The sequence below is a fragment of the Devosia indica genome, from assembly GCF_003056405.1.
In the GTDB taxonomy this organism is placed as follows: domain Bacteria; phylum Pseudomonadota; class Alphaproteobacteria; order Rhizobiales; family Devosiaceae; genus Devosia; species Devosia indica.
The window spans coordinates 1-16,096 of sequence record NZ_PYVZ01000020.1 but is presented as its reverse complement, the minus strand read 5'-3'; the positions used below and the strand labels follow the sequence as shown (position 1 = coordinate 16,096).

At 61.8% G+C, this 16,096-nt stretch carries 17 protein-coding genes and 1 tRNA gene; 6 read left to right on the top strand and 12 right to left on the bottom strand.

Going from position 1 to position 16,096, the window contains the following annotated elements:
- The first annotated feature begins 142 nt into the window (after positions 1-142).
- A complete protein-coding gene (locus tag DDE76_RS16835; RefSeq protein WP_104893737.1) occupies positions 143-562 on the top strand; it encodes a secondary thiamine-phosphate synthase enzyme YjbQ in 420 nt (139 codons plus the stop codon).
- A gap of 2 nt (positions 563-564) precedes the next feature.
- Positions 565-1,395, top strand: a complete 831-nt coding sequence (locus DDE76_RS16830) for a sulfite exporter TauE/SafE family protein (RefSeq protein ID WP_245892029.1) — start codon at positions 565-567, stop codon at positions 1,393-1,395.
- 544 nt (positions 1,396-1,939) lie between these two features.
- Here DDE76_RS16830 and DDE76_RS16825 read toward each other — a convergent pair.
- Entirely contained in the window at positions 1,940-2,656 is a 717-nt protein-coding gene (locus DDE76_RS16825; protein ID WP_104893739.1) for an SIMPL domain-containing protein, read from the bottom strand.
- Positions 2,657-2,846: 190 nt separating this feature from the next.
- On the opposite strand from DDE76_RS16825, the gene DDE76_RS16820 reads away from it, so the two are divergent.
- Both DDE76_RS16820 and DDE76_RS16815 read left to right on the top strand, forming a co-directional pair.
- The gene (locus DDE76_RS16820; protein WP_104893740.1) at positions 2,847-3,992 is read left to right on the top strand and encodes a fumarylacetoacetate hydrolase family protein; all 1,146 of its coding nucleotides are present in this window, start codon (positions 2,847-2,849) and stop codon (positions 3,990-3,992) included.
- A 45-nt stretch (positions 3,993-4,037) separates the two neighbouring features.
- Entirely contained in the window at positions 4,038-5,477 is a 1,440-nt protein-coding gene (locus DDE76_RS16815) for an aldehyde dehydrogenase family protein (RefSeq protein WP_104893741.1), read from the top strand.
- 71 nt (positions 5,478-5,548) lie between these two features.
- Here DDE76_RS16815 and phoB read toward each other — a convergent pair whose 3' ends face one another.
- The 7 genes from phoB to DDE76_RS16780 form a co-directional block, all read right to left on the bottom strand.
- Entirely contained in the window at positions 5,549-6,250 is a 702-nt protein-coding gene (gene phoB / locus DDE76_RS16810; RefSeq protein WP_104893742.1) for a phosphate regulon transcriptional regulator PhoB, read from the bottom strand.
- 156 nt (positions 6,251-6,406) lie between these two features.
- Complete coding sequence (phoU, locus tag DDE76_RS16805; RefSeq protein WP_104893743.1) at positions 6,407-7,117, bottom strand: phosphate signaling complex protein PhoU; 711 nt, start codon at positions 7,115-7,117, stop codon at positions 6,407-6,409.
- Positions 7,118-7,140: 23 nt separating this feature from the next.
- Complete coding sequence (gene pstB, locus DDE76_RS16800) at positions 7,141-7,923, bottom strand: phosphate ABC transporter ATP-binding protein PstB (RefSeq protein ID WP_245892036.1); 783 nt, start codon at positions 7,921-7,923, stop codon at positions 7,141-7,143.
- A 66-nt stretch (positions 7,924-7,989) separates the two neighbouring features.
- Positions 7,990-9,351, bottom strand: a complete 1,362-nt coding sequence (gene pstA, locus DDE76_RS16795) for a phosphate ABC transporter permease PstA (RefSeq protein WP_104893745.1) — start codon at positions 9,349-9,351, stop codon at positions 7,990-7,992.
- Positions 9,352-9,353: 2 nt separating this feature from the next.
- Positions 9,354-10,730, bottom strand: coding sequence for a phosphate ABC transporter permease subunit PstC (pstC, locus tag DDE76_RS16790; RefSeq protein ID WP_104894963.1), 1,377 nt, complete (start codon positions 10,728-10,730; stop codon positions 9,354-9,356).
- 109 nt (positions 10,731-10,839) lie between these two features.
- On the bottom strand, positions 10,840-11,868 hold the full coding sequence (locus DDE76_RS16785) for a PstS family phosphate ABC transporter substrate-binding protein (RefSeq protein ID WP_104894964.1): 1,029 nt from the start codon (positions 11,866-11,868) through the stop codon (positions 10,840-10,842).
- A gap of 303 nt (positions 11,869-12,171) precedes the next feature.
- Positions 12,172-12,927: an IclR family transcriptional regulator gene (locus DDE76_RS16780; RefSeq protein ID WP_104893746.1), complete on the bottom strand. Its 756-nt coding sequence runs from the start codon at positions 12,925-12,927 to the stop codon at positions 12,172-12,174.
- Between the two features lie 138 nt (positions 12,928-13,065).
- On the opposite strand from DDE76_RS16780, the gene DDE76_RS16775 reads away from it, so the two are divergent.
- Positions 13,066-13,141, top strand: a tRNA-Ile gene (locus DDE76_RS16775).
- Between the two features lie 23 nt (positions 13,142-13,164).
- Here the strand turns inward: DDE76_RS16775 and DDE76_RS16770 are convergent.
- Positions 13,165-14,265, bottom strand: coding sequence for a tyrosine-type recombinase/integrase (locus tag DDE76_RS16770; RefSeq protein ID WP_104893747.1), 1,101 nt, complete (start codon positions 14,263-14,265; stop codon positions 13,165-13,167).
- Positions 14,265-14,468 carry a hypothetical protein gene (locus tag DDE76_RS16765; RefSeq protein WP_104893748.1) on the bottom strand — a complete coding sequence of 68 codons (204 nt, stop codon included), beginning with the start codon at positions 14,466-14,468 and terminating at the stop codon, positions 14,265-14,267. The genes DDE76_RS16770 and DDE76_RS16765 overlap by 1 nt, the downstream gene beginning before the upstream one ends.
- A 47-nt stretch (positions 14,469-14,515) precedes the next feature.
- Here DDE76_RS16765 and DDE76_RS16760 point away from each other — a divergent pair, with 47 nt between their 5' ends.
- Positions 14,516-14,749 carry a hypothetical protein gene (locus tag DDE76_RS16760; protein ID WP_104893749.1) on the top strand — a complete coding sequence of 78 codons (234 nt, stop codon included), beginning with the start codon at positions 14,516-14,518 and terminating at the stop codon, positions 14,747-14,749.
- 2 nt (positions 14,750-14,751) lie between these two features.
- On the opposite strand, the gene DDE76_RS16755 is transcribed toward DDE76_RS16760, so the two are convergent.
- Complete coding sequence (locus tag DDE76_RS16755; protein WP_157955868.1) at positions 14,752-15,210, bottom strand: nuclease domain-containing protein; 459 nt, start codon at positions 15,208-15,210, stop codon at positions 14,752-14,754.
- Positions 15,210-15,839: a hypothetical protein gene (locus tag DDE76_RS16750; protein ID WP_104893751.1), complete on the bottom strand. Its 630-nt coding sequence runs from the start codon at positions 15,837-15,839 to the stop codon at positions 15,210-15,212. The genes DDE76_RS16755 and DDE76_RS16750 overlap by 1 nt, the downstream gene beginning before the upstream one ends.
- Between the last annotated feature and the right edge of the window lie 257 nt (positions 15,840-16,096).

Below are 16,096 nucleotides of genomic sequence, written 5' to 3'. Positions count from 1 at the left end.
CTGTGCCATGGGTTCCGCCGTGGACGTTATCGCAGAAGGATAGGTGCATTGCGGCCTCAATGCGGCATGGCGGACGGCCTGCTGGACGGTTCGAGCCGGTACTGGCCTTCCGGACCGCATGCCCCCGTGCTAGGCCACGAGGATGCAGCAGGCCATCGATAGCCACATTGTCGAGACGCGGGGGCAGGGGCTCTTTGAAGTAACCCGCACCCTGCGCAGTTTTGTTGCCAATACCCGGATCGAGACCGGGCTGGTGACGGCCTATGTGCGGCACACGTCCTGCTCGCTGCTGATTCAGGAGAATGCCGATCCGGATGTGCAGACCGACATGACGGGTTTTTTCGGCCGACTGGTGCCCGAGGGCATGGACTGGCTGGTGCACACCACCGAAGGCCCGGACGACATGCCCGCCCATATCAAGGCCGCGCTGACCCAGACCTCGATCGGCATTCCGGTCAGCGGCGGGCGGCCGGTGCTGGGGACCTGGCAGGGACTTTATCTTTTTGAACACCGGCGGCGCCCGCATCGGCGCGAGCTGGTGTTTCATATCATCGGGGAATGAATATGGATTGGGGCGCTCTGGCCGGTTACTGGCCCTTCGTCGTGGGGCTGATGGTGACCGGGGTGATCTCTGGGATCGCCGCGGGATTGCTGGGCATTGGCGGCGGTGCGGTGATTGTCCCAGCGCTGAGCAATGCCCTGCTGCTGATGGGCTTTGACGCCGAGGTGGTGCAGCATGTGGCCGTGGGCACTTCGCTGGCCATCATCATTCCGACCGGGATCATGAGCGCGCGGGCGCACCACAAGCGCGGGGCGCTCGATCTCGACGTGCTCAAGCTCTGGGCGCCGTTCATCGTCCTGGGCACCTTTGTCGGCGGGCTGATGGCGGGGCTCTATTCGGGTGATGTGCTGCGCATCGTGTTTGCTGTCATGGCCTTCGTGATCGCGGCCAATATCATTTTCGCCTTCCAGACGAAGCTGATGGGGCATCTGAAGGGATCAAGCATCACGCATCGCATTTCGGCGCTGGTGGTGGGCTATGTGTCGTCCCTGATGGGGATTGGCGGCGGCTCGCTGACCGTGCCGACCCTGGTGGCCTTCGGGGAGACCATGCACAAGGCGGTTGGCACGTCGGCGGCCATTGGCGTGGCGATTGCCGTTTCAGGCACGGCCGGATTTCTGATCTCGGGCTGGGGTGTGGACGGACTGCCGCCGCTCAGCATCGGCTACGTAAACTTGCTTGCGCTGGCGCTGGTCGGCGTGCTCGCCGCCTTCTGCGCGCCCTGGGGCGCCGCCCTGGCGCATCGGCTGGACCAGAAGACGCTGAAATACGTGTTTGCCCTGTTCCTGGTGGCGGTGGGGCTGAACATGTTGTGGGAAGTGGTGATGGGGTAGGGACGCCATTCGCGCTGCCACTCGACCGTAGATCTTGTGGCCTTCTCACCCTGAAAATGGCTCCACCGGAGCATGCCATTCGAGCAGCCACTCGACCGTAGGTCTCGTGGCCTTCTTACCTAAAATCCCTCCATCGGAGGGATTTTGCGCGGTGCGCCGGTTCGAAGTCTCATGGCCTCCAAACCTAAAATCGCTCCACTGGAGCGATTTTGCGGCAAAGCCGCCTAGCCACTCAGGCATAGCCTTCGTGGCCTCCTTGTCTCGTCTGGCTCCACCGGAGCATGCCATTCGAGCGTAGCTCTCATGGCCCCCAAACCTAAAATCGCTCCACTGGAGCGATTTTGCGGCAAAGCCGCCCGGTTTGGGGTTGGTGGGGACGGAGTGACTACGGTGGAACCGTCCCCACCGCCCAAGCCCCCTCAAAGAGGGGATCCGGGAACTCAAGGGCAAGCCGGAGACCCGGACCCGCCCATGAAAATGGACAACGCGCGTTTGGCCGTTCGGGTTTGGCCAAAACATGGCGGCGCTGCCAGTTGTGCACCGATTACTCGGCGCTGTTGTTCAAATCCCACGTCACATTGACCGTGATGGCAAAGCTCATTTCGCCTGCCTCAACGGGGACGGGAGCAGACCCCGCCATCTCGGCCCGGGCATACATGGGGTAGGGCTGGGGCGCATTGAAGTCCTGACGCTCGGAAATCTGTTCCAGATCGCCCAGTGTTGCATCGGCGACACCGGCATAGAGTTCGGCCTTGTCGCGGGCGTCGGCAAAAGCCAGCTTGCGCGCCTCATCGAGCAGTTCGGAAGGATCCGCCACCGAGAAGCTGACACCGTTGACCGTGTTGGCACCCACGGTCACCGAGCGGTCGAGAATGCTCCCCAGTTCTTCGAGATCGCGCACGACCACGGTGACCGAATTGGACACCTGGTAACCATTGATCTTGGGCGGCATGGTATAGCCCAGCTCATCGCGGGCGTCGGAATAGACATAGTTCGGATTGACCGAGAAGCCGGAGGTCTGGATATCCCGCGCTTCGATGCCGGCTTCCTTGAGAGCGGCGATGAGCTCGCTCATGGCCGCCGTATTGGCGTCGAGCGCCTCGCGGGCGGTGGCGCCCTGGGTGGTGACGCCGGAATTGATTGTGGCCATGTCCGGTGCGGCGCGTACTTCGCCGCGTCCCTCAATGGCGATTGTGCCTGCATAGGCGGGCAGGGCGGTTGCGATCAGGGCGAAAGGCACGAGGACGCTCAGGGCACGCATGGAAAACTCCTTGAATCTATGCTGGGCCGAGATGTCCCGACCCAATGCGTCAGTATTGCGGCGCAGATGAACCGGAGTTGAACGGAAAACCCGCCATTGCCTTGCAATTAAGTATGACTTATGCCGTTCTGCACTTGCCCCGCGGCGATCCCATGGGCTAGTCACGTGGCTAACATGTCAGGGGGCGTGAATGAGCGTGAACGGTATTCCCAATGGTGTTCTGGTCGGCCGGGCCAGAATTGACGGGTTCGAATATCCCCGGATCGTGACGGTGCGGGACGGCCAGTTGGTCGATATCACCGCACGGGGCATGGCCACTGTGCGTGATATTGCCGAAAGCGGGCGGGCCGCCGAGCATGTTAAAACCGCTCCTGGTCGCGTGGTTGGCGATATTGAAGCGGTGATGGCCAATGCAATCGCCGGCAGGCCGGACCGGCCGCAATTGCTGACGCCGGTTGATCTGCAGGCACTCAAGGCCTCCGGCGTGACCTTCGTGGTGTCGCTGCTCGAGCGCGTGATCGAAGAACAGGCGCGGGGCGACAATTCGCGGGCCGATGCGCTGCGGACCGAAATCCTGGATCTGATCGGCACCGACCTCAGCCAATTGGTGCCCGGCTCTGATGCGGCCATGAAGGTCAAGGCGGCGCTGATCGAAAAGGGCGTCTGGAGCCAGTATCTGGAAGTGGGCATCGGACCGGACGCCGAAATTTTTACCAAGGGCCAGCCGATGAGTTCGGTGGGCCATGGTGCCGAAGTCGGGCTGCACCCGATTTCGAACTGGAACAATCCCGAGCCGGAAGTGGCGCTGCTGGTGACCAGCAAGGGCGACATCATCGGTGCGACGCTGGGCAATGACGTCAATCTACGCGATGTCGAGGGCCGTTCGGCGCTGCTGCTGGGCAAGGCCAAGGACAATAATGCATCAGCTTCGCTGGGACCGTTCGTGCGGCTGTTTGACGGTGATTTTTCGCTTGAGACCATCAAGCAGGCGGAAATTGCGCTGCGGGTCGAGGGCACGGATGGCTTCGTGCTCGAAGGCCAGTCCAACATGGCGCAGATTTCGCGTACGCCGGAATCGCTGGTCGCCGCAACCGTGGGCGCGCATCATCAATATCCCGATGGGCTCGTGCTCTACCTCGGCACCATGTTTGCCCCGGTCAAGGATCGCGACGGCGAAGGCAAGGGCTTTACCCACAAGCTGGGCGACGTCGTCTCCATTTCGACACCCAGCCTTGGTACCCTGACCAATCGGGTCAACCTGTCCACCAAATGTCCGCCCTGGACCTATGGCACCAGCCATTTGCTGCGCGACCTCGCGCAGGCCAACCTTCTCTAATTTCACGCTTCTTCTCCCCGAGCGTATTAACCGAAAGGCCTCACGATGACCGAACTGCACAAGAACCTGATCGACGGCGAATGGGTCGGCTCGGATGGCGTCGAGAACATCAACCCGTCCAATCTCAAGGAAGTTGTGGGTGTTTATGCCCGCGCCACGGCCGAGGAAACCAAGCAGGCGATTGCCGCTGCCAAGGCTGCATTTCCCGCCTGGTCACGTTCGGGAATTCTCGAGCGCCATGCGATCCTGCGCAAGACTGCTGATGAAATCACCGCACGCAAGCAGGAGCTGGGCGAGCTGCTCAGCCGCGAAGAGGGCAAGACCCTGCCCGAGGGCATTGGCGAGGTGACCCGCGCTGCGCAGATCTTCGATTTCTTCGCCGGTGAAGTGCTGCGCCTGGCCGGCGAAGTGCTGCCCTCCGTGCGGCCCGGCGTGGGCGTGGAAATCACGCGCGAGCCGATCGGGGTGATCGGCATCATCACGCCATGGAATTTCCCGATCGCCATTCCGGCCTGGAAGATTGCGCCAGCCCTTGCCTATGGAAATACGGTCGTGGTCAAGCCGGCCGATCTGGTGCCGGGCTCGACCTGGGCGATCGTGGACATTCTGGTGCGCGCCGGCCTGCCCAAGGGGGTTCTGAACCTGGTCATGGGCAAGGGGTCGGTTGTCGGCCAGACCATGCTGGACAGCCCTGATGTCAGCGCCGTCAGCTTTACCGGCTCGGTGGGCACTGGCAAGCGCGTGGCGGCGGCCTCGATCGAGCATGGCCGCAAGTTCCAGCTTGAAATGGGCGGCAAGAACCCGACCATCGTGCTGGACGATGCCGACCTCAAGGTGGCCGTGGAAACCGTGGCGCAATCGGCCTTCTTCTCCACCGGCCAGCGTTGCACAGCGTCGAGCCGGGTGATCGTCACAGAGGGCATTCACGACAAATTCGTCGATGCGCTGTGTGAGCGGACCAAGAATCTGCGCGTGGGCGATGCGCTGGCCAAAGACACCGAAATCGGTCCGGTGGTCGATCCCAGCCAGCTCAAGCAGGACATGGACTATATCGAGATCGGGCGGAATGAGGGCGCCGAACTGCGTGCTGGCGGCAATCGTGTCAATGCGCCCACCGAAGGCCACTTCCTGCAGCCGGCGCTGTTTGTCGGGGCGACCAACCAGATGCGTATTGCCCGTGAGGAGATCTTCGGGCCGGTCGCTGCGGTCATCAAGGTCAAGGACTATGAGGAAGCGCTGGCCACTGCCAATGACACCGAATTTGGTCTCAGCGCCGGTATCGTCACGACTTCGCTGAAATATGCCACGCACTTCAAGCGCAATGCGGAAGCCGGCATGGTGATGGTCAACGTGCCGACGGCGGGCGTCGATTTTCACGTTCCCTTCGGCGGGCGCAAGGGGTCGTCCTACGGCCCGCGCGAGCAGGGCAAATACGCCGCCGAGTTCTTCACCGTGGTGAAGACCGCCTACACTGCTGCTGGCTGATTGCATCGGACACAGGAAACCAGAACGGGGCCCTCGCGGCCCCGTTTGTCGTCTTGTTGAAGCTTTTGGCTTCAGGCGTTGGCGGCGAAGCGCTCGTCGAAGGCGTAGCCGGCGCCGCGGACCGTGCGGATGGGGTCCGCTTCGCGGCCGCGATTGATGGCGCGGCGAAGCCGCCCAATATGGACGTCGACGGTGCGTTCGTCGACATAGACATCATTGCCCCAGACGCCGTCGAGAAGCTGTTCGCGCGAATAGACGCGGCCGGGATGGCGCATGAGATATTCGAGCAGGCGGTATTCCGTGGGGCCAAGATGAACGTCGCGGCTGGCACGGCGCACGCGGTGGGTGGTGCGATCAAGTTCGAGATCGCCGACCTTCAGCGCTGTGGTGACCAGATTGGGGTTGGCGCGGCGCAAGAGGGCATGAATGCGCGCCACCAGTTCGGGCACCGAGAAGGGTTTGACCACATAATCATCAGCACCGGTCGAGAGTCCGCGGACGCGTTCTTCTTCCTCGCCGCGCGCGGTGAGCATGATGATCGGGATGCGAGAGGTTTCGTCGCGGGCGCGCAGGCGCCGACACAGTTCGATGCCGGAAATCTCAGGCAGCATCCAGTCGAGCAGGATCAGGTCGGGCAGTTTTTCGGCAAGGGCTTGCTGCGCCTCGTCGCCACTTTCGGCGGTGACCACGCGGAAGCCTTCGGCCTCCAGATTGTAGCGCAACAGAATGGCGATATCGCCTTCATCTTCGACAACAAGTATCGTCGCGGGCATGGACGTGCTCCATCGGTCGGCACCCGAGAACGGGGCCGGGCATTGAGTTCGGATATGGTGGTTGTCCCACCTTCCCGCCATTCGACCGCCGGTCTCATGGCCTTGTTGGCTTGAAAGGCTCCAGCGGAGCCTTTCATCTGCTGTGCAGACCGCCTGCTAAGCCTTGATCTGCTGGCGCTGCAGGTCCTGGACGTCGCTGGTGAGTTGCTTGCCAGTGGCCAGATAATAGGCCCGCTCGGCGATATTGGTGGCGTGGTCACCGACGCGTTCCAGGCTCTTGGCGCAGAACAGCAAATGGGTGCAGGCTGTGATGTTGCGCGGATCTTCGAGCATATAGGTCAGCAGTTCGCGGAACAGGGAGGTGTACATGGCGTCCACCTCGTCATCGCGATTGCAGACCTCGATGGAGGCGGCTTCCTCGCGATTGCCGTATGCATCCAGCGCATCTTTGACCTGCCGCATCACCAGTGCCGTCATGTTCTTGACGCCATTGTAGAAGGTTGGCTGCAGATTGAGCCCTTCGAGCTTGAGCGAGCGGCGGGCCAATTGCTTGGCCATGTCGCCAATGCGTTCAAGGTCCGAAGCGACGTGGATTGCGGTGATGATGGCGCGAAGATCGCTGGCCATGGGCTGGCGACGGGCAATCATCGAGACGGCCATGTCATCGATTTCGCGCTGCATGTCGTCGATGCGCTGATCGGCAATGATGGTCAGGTCGGCCAGTTCGCGATCCAGCTTGAGCAGGGCGCGGGTGCCATTCTCGATGGCCACTTCGACCTGGCCGCCCATTTCCGCGATGGCCTGGGCGAGCGAGAGCAGTTCTTCATTGTAAGACGTAACGATGTGGTCGGTGCCGGTATTGGGCATGGTTTATCCTCTTCCCGCGGCCTTTAGCCAATACGGCCCATGATGTAGTCCTGGGTCTGCTTGTTCACCGGATTGGTGAAGATGTCTTCGGTGTCGCCATGCTCGATCAGGTTGCCGAGGTGGAAGAAGGCGGTTTTCTGGCTGACGCGGGCGGCCTGCTGCATCGAGTGGGTGACGATCACGATGGTGTAGTTCTCGCGCAGTTCGTCGATCAGTTCTTCGATGATGGCGGTGGCGATAGGGTCAAGGGCCGAGCAGGGCTCGTCCATCAGGATGACTTCGGGGCCAACGGCAATGGCGCGGGCGATGCAGAGGCGCTGCTGCTGGCCGCCGGAGAGGCCTGTGCCGGGTTCGGAGAGGCGATCCTTTACTTCTTCGAACAGGCCCGCCTTGCGGAGAGAGGATACGACGATCTCATCGAGATCGGCCTTGGACTTGGCGAGGCCGTGAATGCGCGGGCCATAGGCCACATTGTCATAGATCGACTTGGGGAAGGGGTTCGGCTTCTGGAACACCATGCCGACGCGCGCGCGCAACTCGACAACGTCCAGGTCTGGCGAGTAGATATCCTCCCCGTCCAGCTCGATCTTGCCGCCAACCTTGGCGCCTTCAATGGTGTCGTTCATGCGGTTGATGCAGCGCAGGAAGGTCGACTTGCCGCAGCCCGAGGGACCGATGAAGGAGGTGACGGCGCGATCGGGAATGTCGATGGAGATACCATGCAGCGCCTGCTTCTCACCATAATGGACGGTGACGTCACGTGCGGAGAGGCGGATGGGATGATCCATCAGTTCAGCGGGTTTCATGGTCTGATCCAGAGTCTTTGAGGTCACTTTAACCTTGCCGGCGAGAACGTCCATTTTGGTGTCTCCTTAAGCGCGCTTTTCGAGGCGCGAGCGCAGGAAGATGGCGATGGCATTGAGCAGGAGCATCAATCCGAGCAGAACGATGATGGCTGCAGACGTCCGCGCCTCGAAGAAGTTGCGGTTTTCGTTACCCTGCCAGAGATAGATCTGCACCGGAAGGGCGGTGGCCGAGTCCAGCGGACCGGCCGGAATATTGGCAATGAAGGCGCTCATGCCGATCAGCAGCAGCGGAGCCGTTTCACCCAGCGCCTGTGCGACGCCGATGATCGTCGCCGTCAGCACGCCCGGATAGGTCATGGGCAGGACGTGGTGGAACACGGTCTGGTTGCGCGAGGCACCAAGCCCGAGGGCGGCCTGGCGCAGCGATGGTGGAACTGCACGCAGCGCAGCGCGGGTGGCGATGATGATTGTTGGCAGCGTCATCAGCGTCAGCACCAGGCCACCAACCAGAGGCGCTGAGCGCGGCAGGCCGAAATAGTTGATGAACACGGCGGCGCCGAGCAGGCCGAAGACGATGGACGGCACGGCCGCCAGATTGTTGATGTTGACCTCGATCAGGTCGGTCAGGCGGTTCTTGGGCGCGAATTCCTCAAGATAGACCGCACTTGCGACGCCAATTGGCACGGCCAGCACGATCACCACGATCATCATGTAGAGCGAGCCCATGAAGGCGCCGGCCAGACCTGCGGTGGCGGGGGCCGAACGGCTGTCGACATTGGTGAAGATGTGCCAGGCGAAATCGAAGCTGATGGTGCCGTTTTCTTCGAACTGGTCGGCCAGTGTCCGGGTCGTGGCTGCAAGTTGCTGACGCTCATCGGGCTGGGAGCGGTCGATGGTGCCCTTGAGCCAGTTGTCGGTATTGGCCGAGGCAAGAATGGAGACCGGCATGGTCTGGCCCAGCACGTCCGGATTGGCGAAATACATGTCGCGTAGTTGGAAGCGGGCGGAGGATGTGACCAGTTCGAGCAGGTCGCGGGTTTCAATTTCGAAATCCGGCGCTTCGGCCCGCAGTGCAGTCTCGACAATGCGGTTCCAGTTCGACAGCGTCACGGCGCGCTGCCACTCATTCACCGCCTGCTGGTGGTCGGCGGGCGACGGGAAGTCGGCGAGCACCGGGCGTGGGCCGCCTTCGATCAGTTCGGGGTCGAAGAAGGCTTCGACGTGAACGGTGGACTGCCAGAAGGATGGCAGGCCCTTGGACAGGATCATGCCGAACAGAATGGCGACGAAACCAAGCGCGGCGGCAATGGAGAGAATGCCGGCCCAGCGGAACAATATCTCGTTGCGGTGGCGACGGCTCAGGCTCTTGCGGACCCGTTCGCGATTTTGCGCGCCTGCGGCGGCGCCAGGGAGCACGGTATCGGTCATGGCTATTCGTATTGCTCCCTGAATTTGCGGACGATGTAGAGCGCCAGGACGTTGAGCAGCAATGTCATGGCGAAAAGGGTGAGGCCAAGGGCGAAGGCGACCAGCGATTGCGGGCTGGTGAAATCGGCGTCACCGGTGAGCTGGTTGACGATGCTGACGGTCACGGTGGAGGTCGGCTCGGCCGGGTTGGCGCGCAGCACAGGGCTGTTGCCGGCGGCCAGCACCACGATCATTGTTTCGCCGATGGCGCGACTGACGGCGAGCAGCACAGCGCCGACCACGCCGGGCAGGGCGGCAGGCAGCAGCACCTTGCGGATGGTCTCTGACTGGGTGGCACCCAGGCCGAGCGATCCGTCGCGCATGGTGCGCGGCACCTGGCCCAGAATGTCGTCGCTGAGCGAGGAAATGAAGGGGATAATCATGATGCCCATCACCACGCCGGCGGTGAGGGCGCTGGTGGCGCGGATGTCGATGCCGATGGCTTCGCCCAGGCCGGACAGGAACGGGCCGACTGTGACCAGGGCGAAGAAGCCATAGACGATGGTGGGAATGCCGGCGAGAATTTCGATGATCGGCTTAACGACGCTGCGCACGCGCTCATGGGCATATTGAGACAGATAGATTGCTGACATCAGCCCGATAGGAACAGCGACCAGCATGGCGATGATACTGATCATCACCGTGCCCCAGAGCAGCGGCAGCAGACCATATTCGCCGGCCGATCCGGTGCCGGCGCTCTGGAAGCGCGGGTTCCAGGTGGTGCCGAAGAAGAAGTCCAGCGGATTGATGAAACTGAAGAAGCGCAGCGCGTCGGCGAGGAGGGATAGCACGATGCCCAACGTGGTCAGGATCGCCACGGTAGAACAGGCGATCAGCGCCAGGCGGACGAAAATTTCCACTTCGGTGCGTGCGCGCAGACGCGGCGCGATGCGGCGCTGGGCCCAGAACAGGCCGCCTGCGCCCAGGGCGGCAGCGGCGGCAATCACACCAAGAAAGGAGAGTTGCTGGAACGAGGCATAGGCGCTCGCGGCGGCCGTTTCCGCGGCGGTCGGTTCGCCAATGACGCCATAGCCGGAGGCAATCGCCTGCACGCGGGCAATGGCGGACTGCACGGCAAACGGCTCCTGCTGCGCGACCTCTGCGGGCAGTTGCGCCAGTATGAAGCTATTGGTGACCGACTGGCTGAACAGCGCCCACAGGCCAATAATGACGATGGCGGGGAGGACGGCGAACAGTGCGGCCAGGACGCCATGATAAATCGGGCGGGAATGGAGGCGGGTGTCCTTGCCGTCGGCAAGTTTGCGGCTACGCGACCAGCCCACCTGATAGGAAACCGTGAGTAGAACCAGCAGAAGGGCTGCGATAACGAGGGCGTTCACGGCGAAGCGATCCTTCCTGGCGGGCCAGCCCAAAGGGCCTGGCGCTTGTCATGCAAGAGACAGGAGAACCCCGGCAGAGCCGGGATTCTCCAAGGTGTAACAGGACCGCTTACGGCTGGTACTGTTCGGCGTTGTTGAAGGCTTCGAGCTGGGCAGCGAGGAATTCGCTGGAGGCCGGAACCAGACCAGCAGCTTCCAGAGTGCCACCGGCACCGGCCATCTGCTCGGACAGGAAGAAGGCAACGAAGTCTTCCAGGCCCGGGATCACGCCGATATGGGCACCCTTGACGTAGAACTGGAGCGGACGCGAGACCGGATAGTCACCCGAGGCAATGGTTTCCAGGCTCGGCTCGACGCCGGAGACAGTGGCAACCTTGAGGGTGTCGCGGTTCTGGTCGTAGAAGGAGAGACCGAACACGCCGATGGCTTCGGGGTTCGACTGCAGGCGAGCCAGGGTTTCGGTGTAGTCGCCGGCGATTTCCACCACGACGTCCTGACGCGGGGTCAGGCAAGCAGCTTCCATGGCGTCTTCGTCCATTTCGGGCAGTTCGGCAGCTTCACAGCCGACTTCCAGAACGCGGACGTCGAACACTTCGCGGGTGCCGTGATTGGTGCCCGGGATAGCAACGAAGATGGCCTGGTCGGGCAGCGAAGCGTCGATCTCGGACCAGTTGGTGTAGGGATTGTCGACCATTTCGCCGTCAACAGGAACCTGAGCAGCGATGGCCTTGTAGAGGTGAACGGGCTCGAGAGCGAAGTCACCCTGTTCGATGCCGGTGGCGAAGACGATGCCGTCAAAGCCGAACACGACTTCGCGGACGTCGGTCACGCCATTAGCCTGGCAGTTTTCCAGCTCGCTGGCGCTCATCTTGGAAGAGGAGTTGCCGATATCGAGAGTGGCTTCACCCACGCCTTCGCAGAGCTGACGCTTGCCGCCGCCCGAACCGCCACCAGCAACGTTGGGTGCGTTGTAGTCAGGGAAGGCGTTGGCGAATTCTTCGGCGACGATCGAGGAGAACGGCAGCACAGTCGAGGAGCCGGCGATCTGGATGGTGTCGCGCGACTGGGCGTAGGCAGCATTGGTGCCGAACGCTGCGAGAGCGATAACGGCGGCACTGGCGTAGAGTGCGGTCTTCATGGAATGTCCCTTCCGGAATTCGTTTGCAAACATGGCCAGCCATTCGTTGGGCCGCCCTGTGACGCGGCAGACCATAGGAGTGCGCAGCGACAGTTTTATTGCAGTTCAATGACTGGTTTGTGACAATTTAATCTGTTGAAAATAAAGGTGAAAATCAGCAGTGAGAAAAAAGCACCTGTCTCTTGCCGATTGGTGCGGAGAAGGCGTCAACGGTTGTTAACCACGCCTTTTCCGGGCCTTTGCAGGTCAAACTAGCGGCGCTGTGTGACAGTTTCCGGACATTGTTTCGGGCTGTGCAAAACCCTAGCGCAGCAGTGGACGGACCTCGGCCTGGACCTTGCGCATCAGGGGCAGGAAATGGGCGATCATGCGCGAGGTCGGTGCGCGGGCGACATGGGCGCCGATATTGATGGCAGCCACGACCTGGCCGATGGCGTTGTGCAACGGCACGGCGATTGAACACAGGCCCAGTTCGAGTTCCTGGTCGATAACGGCGAAGCCCTGGGCGGCGATCACGGCCAGTTCCGTGGTGATGGTGGCCGGGTCGGCCTTGGTGCGCGCGGTATAGGCGACAAGATCGGAGCGATCGAGAATCGCCTGGGCCTCTTCGGGCGGCAACGCGGCCAACAGGGTCCGGCCCATGGAGGTACAATAGGCGGGCAGGCGCGCGCCCGCGCCCAGATTGATCGACATGACGCGACGGGTGGAGGCTCGTGCGATATAGAGAATGTCGGTGCCTTCCAGCACCGCTGCCGAGGTGCTCTCGCCGGTGGCGCGGGAGAGCTCTTCGAGGAAAGGCTGGATCAGCCGGGGCAGGGGCGTGGCGGCGAGATAGGAATGGCCCAGATTGAGCACGCGCGGCGTCAACTGGAAAAACTTGCCGTCATAGGTGGCGTAGCCCAGGTGGACCAAAGTAAGCAGGCAGCGCCGTGCGGTGGCGCGTTCAAGGCCGGTGCGCTCGGCCACATCGGTGATTGACATGCGGGCATGGTCCTCATCGAAGCACTCGATCACCGAAAGCCCGCGCATCAGGCCATGAATGATATCCCCGTCCCGCATGGGCGCTGTCCGTCATCTGTTCGGGTGGCGCACAAACTAGCCGAGCGAGAGCATGAGGGGAAGTGGCTATGGGCTTGTGTGCATAGGCTGCACAAACAGAGTTTGACAGCGGCCGCGACCCTGATATGACGCGGGCAAGGGCCTATAGCTCAATGGTTAGAGCCGACCGCTCATAACGGTCTGGTTCCAGGTTCGAGTCCTGGTGGGCCCACCACCGCTCTTTTATGCTATTGATATTCAACCGCTTTTAGACGTTTTCCCCGCACCGGGCTCTTGGGTGAGGGGCGTCATGTCCTTGAATCGTTCTTCAAGCCGCGCCGAAGCGGCTATCGACAGGCGCCTCCTGTCGGCCTTGCGCGTATAAACTTCGGCCTGCTGTGGATTGCTCCACCCGAACCTGGCCATGAGCTCGTGTGTCGTCGCGCCGCCATTTGCGGCTTCCGTGGCAGAGTATTTGCGAAGGCCATGAGCAGCCTTCCCGGTTTCGAGCCCGGCATCTCGGCAACGCGCGCCGAACCAATTCCCAAAACTCTCTTTCGACTTGAACGGGCGACCGTCGTCCTTCGTCATGAAGGCCATGCCCCCAGTCGGCGTCTTGGCTATCGTGTCCAGCAGGAACTGCGGTGCGGTGACGGTGATCATGTGGTGCGGCGGCTTGGCCGCCCGGATGGCAATAAGTCCGTCCTTGAGGTGCTGCGGGCCCAGCCTGTGCACGTCGCTGCGGCGAAGGCCTGACACCAGATAGAGCGCCAGAGCCAGCCTAGGCTTGGTGCCAACTGGCCACCTTTTGCAGAATGCCTCTATGTCTGAATCGTCCCAAGCCTTGAAGCCGTCGGTCTTGTAGGTGAAGCCATTGATCTCGGCCGTGGGGTCGACATCGACGTATTCCATCGTGATCGCCCAGCGGAACAGTCCTCTCATGGCCTTGAGGAAGTTGTTGGCCAGAGCAGGTGTTTTGGCGCGGTCATCCATGGCCTTCTGCATGGTCCGGCGCGTGATGCCCCGATAGGGCGGGTTCTTGCCCCGCTCGATGGCATCGGAAAAGAGCAGGCTTTGCTGCTTGCGGGTGGCATCGGAGAAGTTGGCCCACTTGCCGCTCTCCATATACCTCTCTACGAGCCAGCGGAGCGTGTCAGACGGCGTTCGCGCTATCCGGTGGTCTCTGTTGGCCTTGCCGGCCAATGCCGCCTCATAGGCTTCCTTGAACTCCGCCGACTGCAGATCGTCTGGCAGCCGCACTCGCGGCCCCTTGCCGCGCCGGAAATAGAACCGGACGCGACCGTGCCGGGACCTGTCGCGGGTGACAAAGGGCGGGAGCTTGCGCGGCATTTCATCCATCAGAGGGTGTCCACCTCCTGAACCGGCTCACTGCCTGCGCCGCGGTCAAGGCCGCCTGTCGGCTTATCCCTGCTTTCCTCTGTAATCACAGTGACGGTCGCGCCGTCGAACTGGATGCCATAGATGGGCAGGCCACAGGCCTTTGCGGCCTTGACCATGCGCGTCACCTCATCATGGCGGATGCGAGCAGCCAGGCGGCTCATTGCGGGACCTCCTTGACTGCATTGATGCAGGAAGCGACGTTGCCTCCATGACCCCCGAAGAAGCCGATCAGCGCATCATCCTCTCCCGCCAGACACTGCACCGATACAGGGCAATGATGGACAGCGGGGTAATCCCACATGCAGACACGCTTGCCCTGTGGAGCCGAGAGATTGATCAACTGCTGATCATTGCCACTGATCATCCGGAGAAGGCCGAAAAGATCGCTGCACTTTTGGAGCGGTGGCGGGATCTGATTGGGAAGGTCAGGACAGTGCATTGAGGTCATGTCCGTTCTCTCTTTCGCAGATCGTTTCTGCTTTGGATTTTCTGGCCGGTCGGCCAGTCATTCCGTGAATTGATCTTGGTCCGCTGCTCTGGCGGCTTGCGCGGCTTCGCGGCACGCTCACTGGCGGGCCTTTCGGGGTCGAGCGGGACAATGACCAGCCCAGCCACGATCAGCCGCACATAGGTCTCTGTGACGCCGCCAAGGACGCCTTCGAAGAACTCGCCATCGGTCATCTGCGGCGCGGTGAAGTGCCCGCCATCGATGTAGCGGTGGCACCAGAAGCACGCATGCCCGCCCAGCACGTCATGGGCTTTCATGCCCATGCCCTTGCCGAACCGACCGCCGTTGAGATGGGCCCAGACGGTCGTTTCCGTGCCGCCGTTGCAGATGCCGGGGAAGCGGAAGGCGCATGTCTGGCCCTTGGCGCTGCGCAGTATCTTTTGGCTGCGGATCATCATTTCGTGCCCGACAGTTGATCAATGTTCCTGCGCTGGACCGTGAAGGTGTAGGCCGCGACCCATGGATTGGCCTCCCATGCGCCGGGCCCGTTGATGCTATTCCAAAGCGTGCGGTAGCTCTGACGCGGGTCAACCAAGAAGTCGCAAGGCTTGTCGCCCTCGCTGTAGTCGACCCAGCCCTCGAACCCATTGCCGCGAATGCCTTCTGCGATGGCATCTGCCGCGCTGCAATCTTGCAAGCGCTCAACCCGCACATCGGTGACGGTGAGTGTCAGGCGGGAGGCCCAGCGCGGCATGTGAATAGATGGGACAGCGTTGCGTTCGCGGGTCCATTCCGACAACGGCCAGAGTTTGGCGCCGTCGGCCGCATAGGTCGGATAGCGGACACCCTGATCAGTGCTCTCGATCTTGAGGCTTTCTCGGACCCAGAGGCGGTCGCCCTCGTCAATCCTGAGCAGGAGGGGTTCCGAATGATCGAGACTGTTGAACCGCCATCCATGGAAGGCGTCATAGGCAACGTGGGTCGCCCACTCGGGCATTTTGATTGTGCGCCGCGTCTGGGTCTTGCTGCCATTGAGCAGGGCGCGGACCATGGCGCCGGAGAATAGAATGGGCCTGTCAGCCATGTGCGTGCCTCCTGAGCATGGAGTGAACCGCTGCCTGCTTTGCGGCTATATCGGCCCGTGTCGGCGCATGGCGCTTGCGATCTCGCTCTAGCTGCTCATGGGCAAGCCTAAGCTGCGGGTTGACGCTGATTGTTGAATGTCACTGAGATCTGACCCTCTAGGGGCAGAAGTTTTCACTGAGAAATGACCCATGTTTTGATCGTCCCCTGGCTGTTGGTCGGGGGATCCAGGAGTGATCGACATGGCGTTATTGAGCG

Bases quoted from the DNA above. Each gene is read 5' to 3' on its own strand.
- DDE76_RS16835 (WP_104893737.1), top strand. From the start codon at position 143: ATGCAGCAGGCCATCGATAGCCACATTGTCGAGACGCGGGGGCAGGGG.
- DDE76_RS16830 (WP_245892029.1), top strand. From the start codon at position 565: ATGGATTGGGGCGCTCTGGCCGGTTACTGGCCCTTCGTCGTGGGGCTG.
- DDE76_RS16825 (WP_104893739.1), bottom strand. From the start codon at position 2,656: ATGCGTGCCCTGAGCGTCCTCGTGCCTTTCGCCCTGATCGCAACCGCC.
- DDE76_RS16820 (WP_104893740.1), top strand. From the start codon at position 2,847: ATGAGCGTGAACGGTATTCCCAATGGTGTTCTGGTCGGCCGGGCCAGA.
- DDE76_RS16815 (WP_104893741.1), top strand. From the start codon at position 4,038: ATGACCGAACTGCACAAGAACCTGATCGACGGCGAATGGGTCGGCTCG.
- phoB (WP_104893742.1), bottom strand. From the start codon at position 6,250: ATGCCCGCGACGATACTTGTTGTCGAAGATGAAGGCGATATCGCCATT.
- phoU (WP_104893743.1), bottom strand. From the start codon at position 7,117: ATGCCCAATACCGGCACCGACCACATCGTTACGTCTTACAATGAAGAA.
- pstB (WP_245892036.1), bottom strand. From the start codon at position 7,923: ATGAAACCCGCTGAACTGATGGATCATCCCATCCGCCTCTCCGCACGT.
- pstA (WP_104893745.1), bottom strand. From the start codon at position 9,351: ATGACCGATACCGTGCTCCCTGGCGCCGCCGCAGGCGCGCAAAATCGC.
- DDE76_RS16785 (WP_104894964.1), bottom strand. From the start codon at position 11,868: ATGAAGACCGCACTCTACGCCAGTGCCGCCGTTATCGCTCTCGCAGCG.
- DDE76_RS16780 (WP_104893746.1), bottom strand. From the start codon at position 12,927: ATGCGGGACGGGGATATCATTCATGGCCTGATGCGCGGGCTTTCGGTG.
- DDE76_RS16770 (WP_104893747.1), bottom strand. From the start codon at position 14,265: ATGGATGAAATGCCGCGCAAGCTCCCGCCCTTTGTCACCCGCGACAGG.
- DDE76_RS16765 (WP_104893748.1), bottom strand. From the start codon at position 14,468: ATGAGCCGCCTGGCTGCTCGCATCCGCCATGATGAGGTGACGCGCATG.
- DDE76_RS16760 (WP_104893749.1), top strand. From the start codon at position 14,516: ATGACCCCCGAAGAAGCCGATCAGCGCATCATCCTCTCCCGCCAGACA.
- DDE76_RS16755 (WP_157955868.1), bottom strand. From the start codon at position 15,210: ATGATCCGCAGCCAAAAGATACTGCGCAGCGCCAAGGGCCAGACATGC.
- DDE76_RS16750 (WP_104893751.1), bottom strand. From the start codon at position 15,839: ATGGCTGACAGGCCCATTCTATTCTCCGGCGCCATGGTCCGCGCCCTG.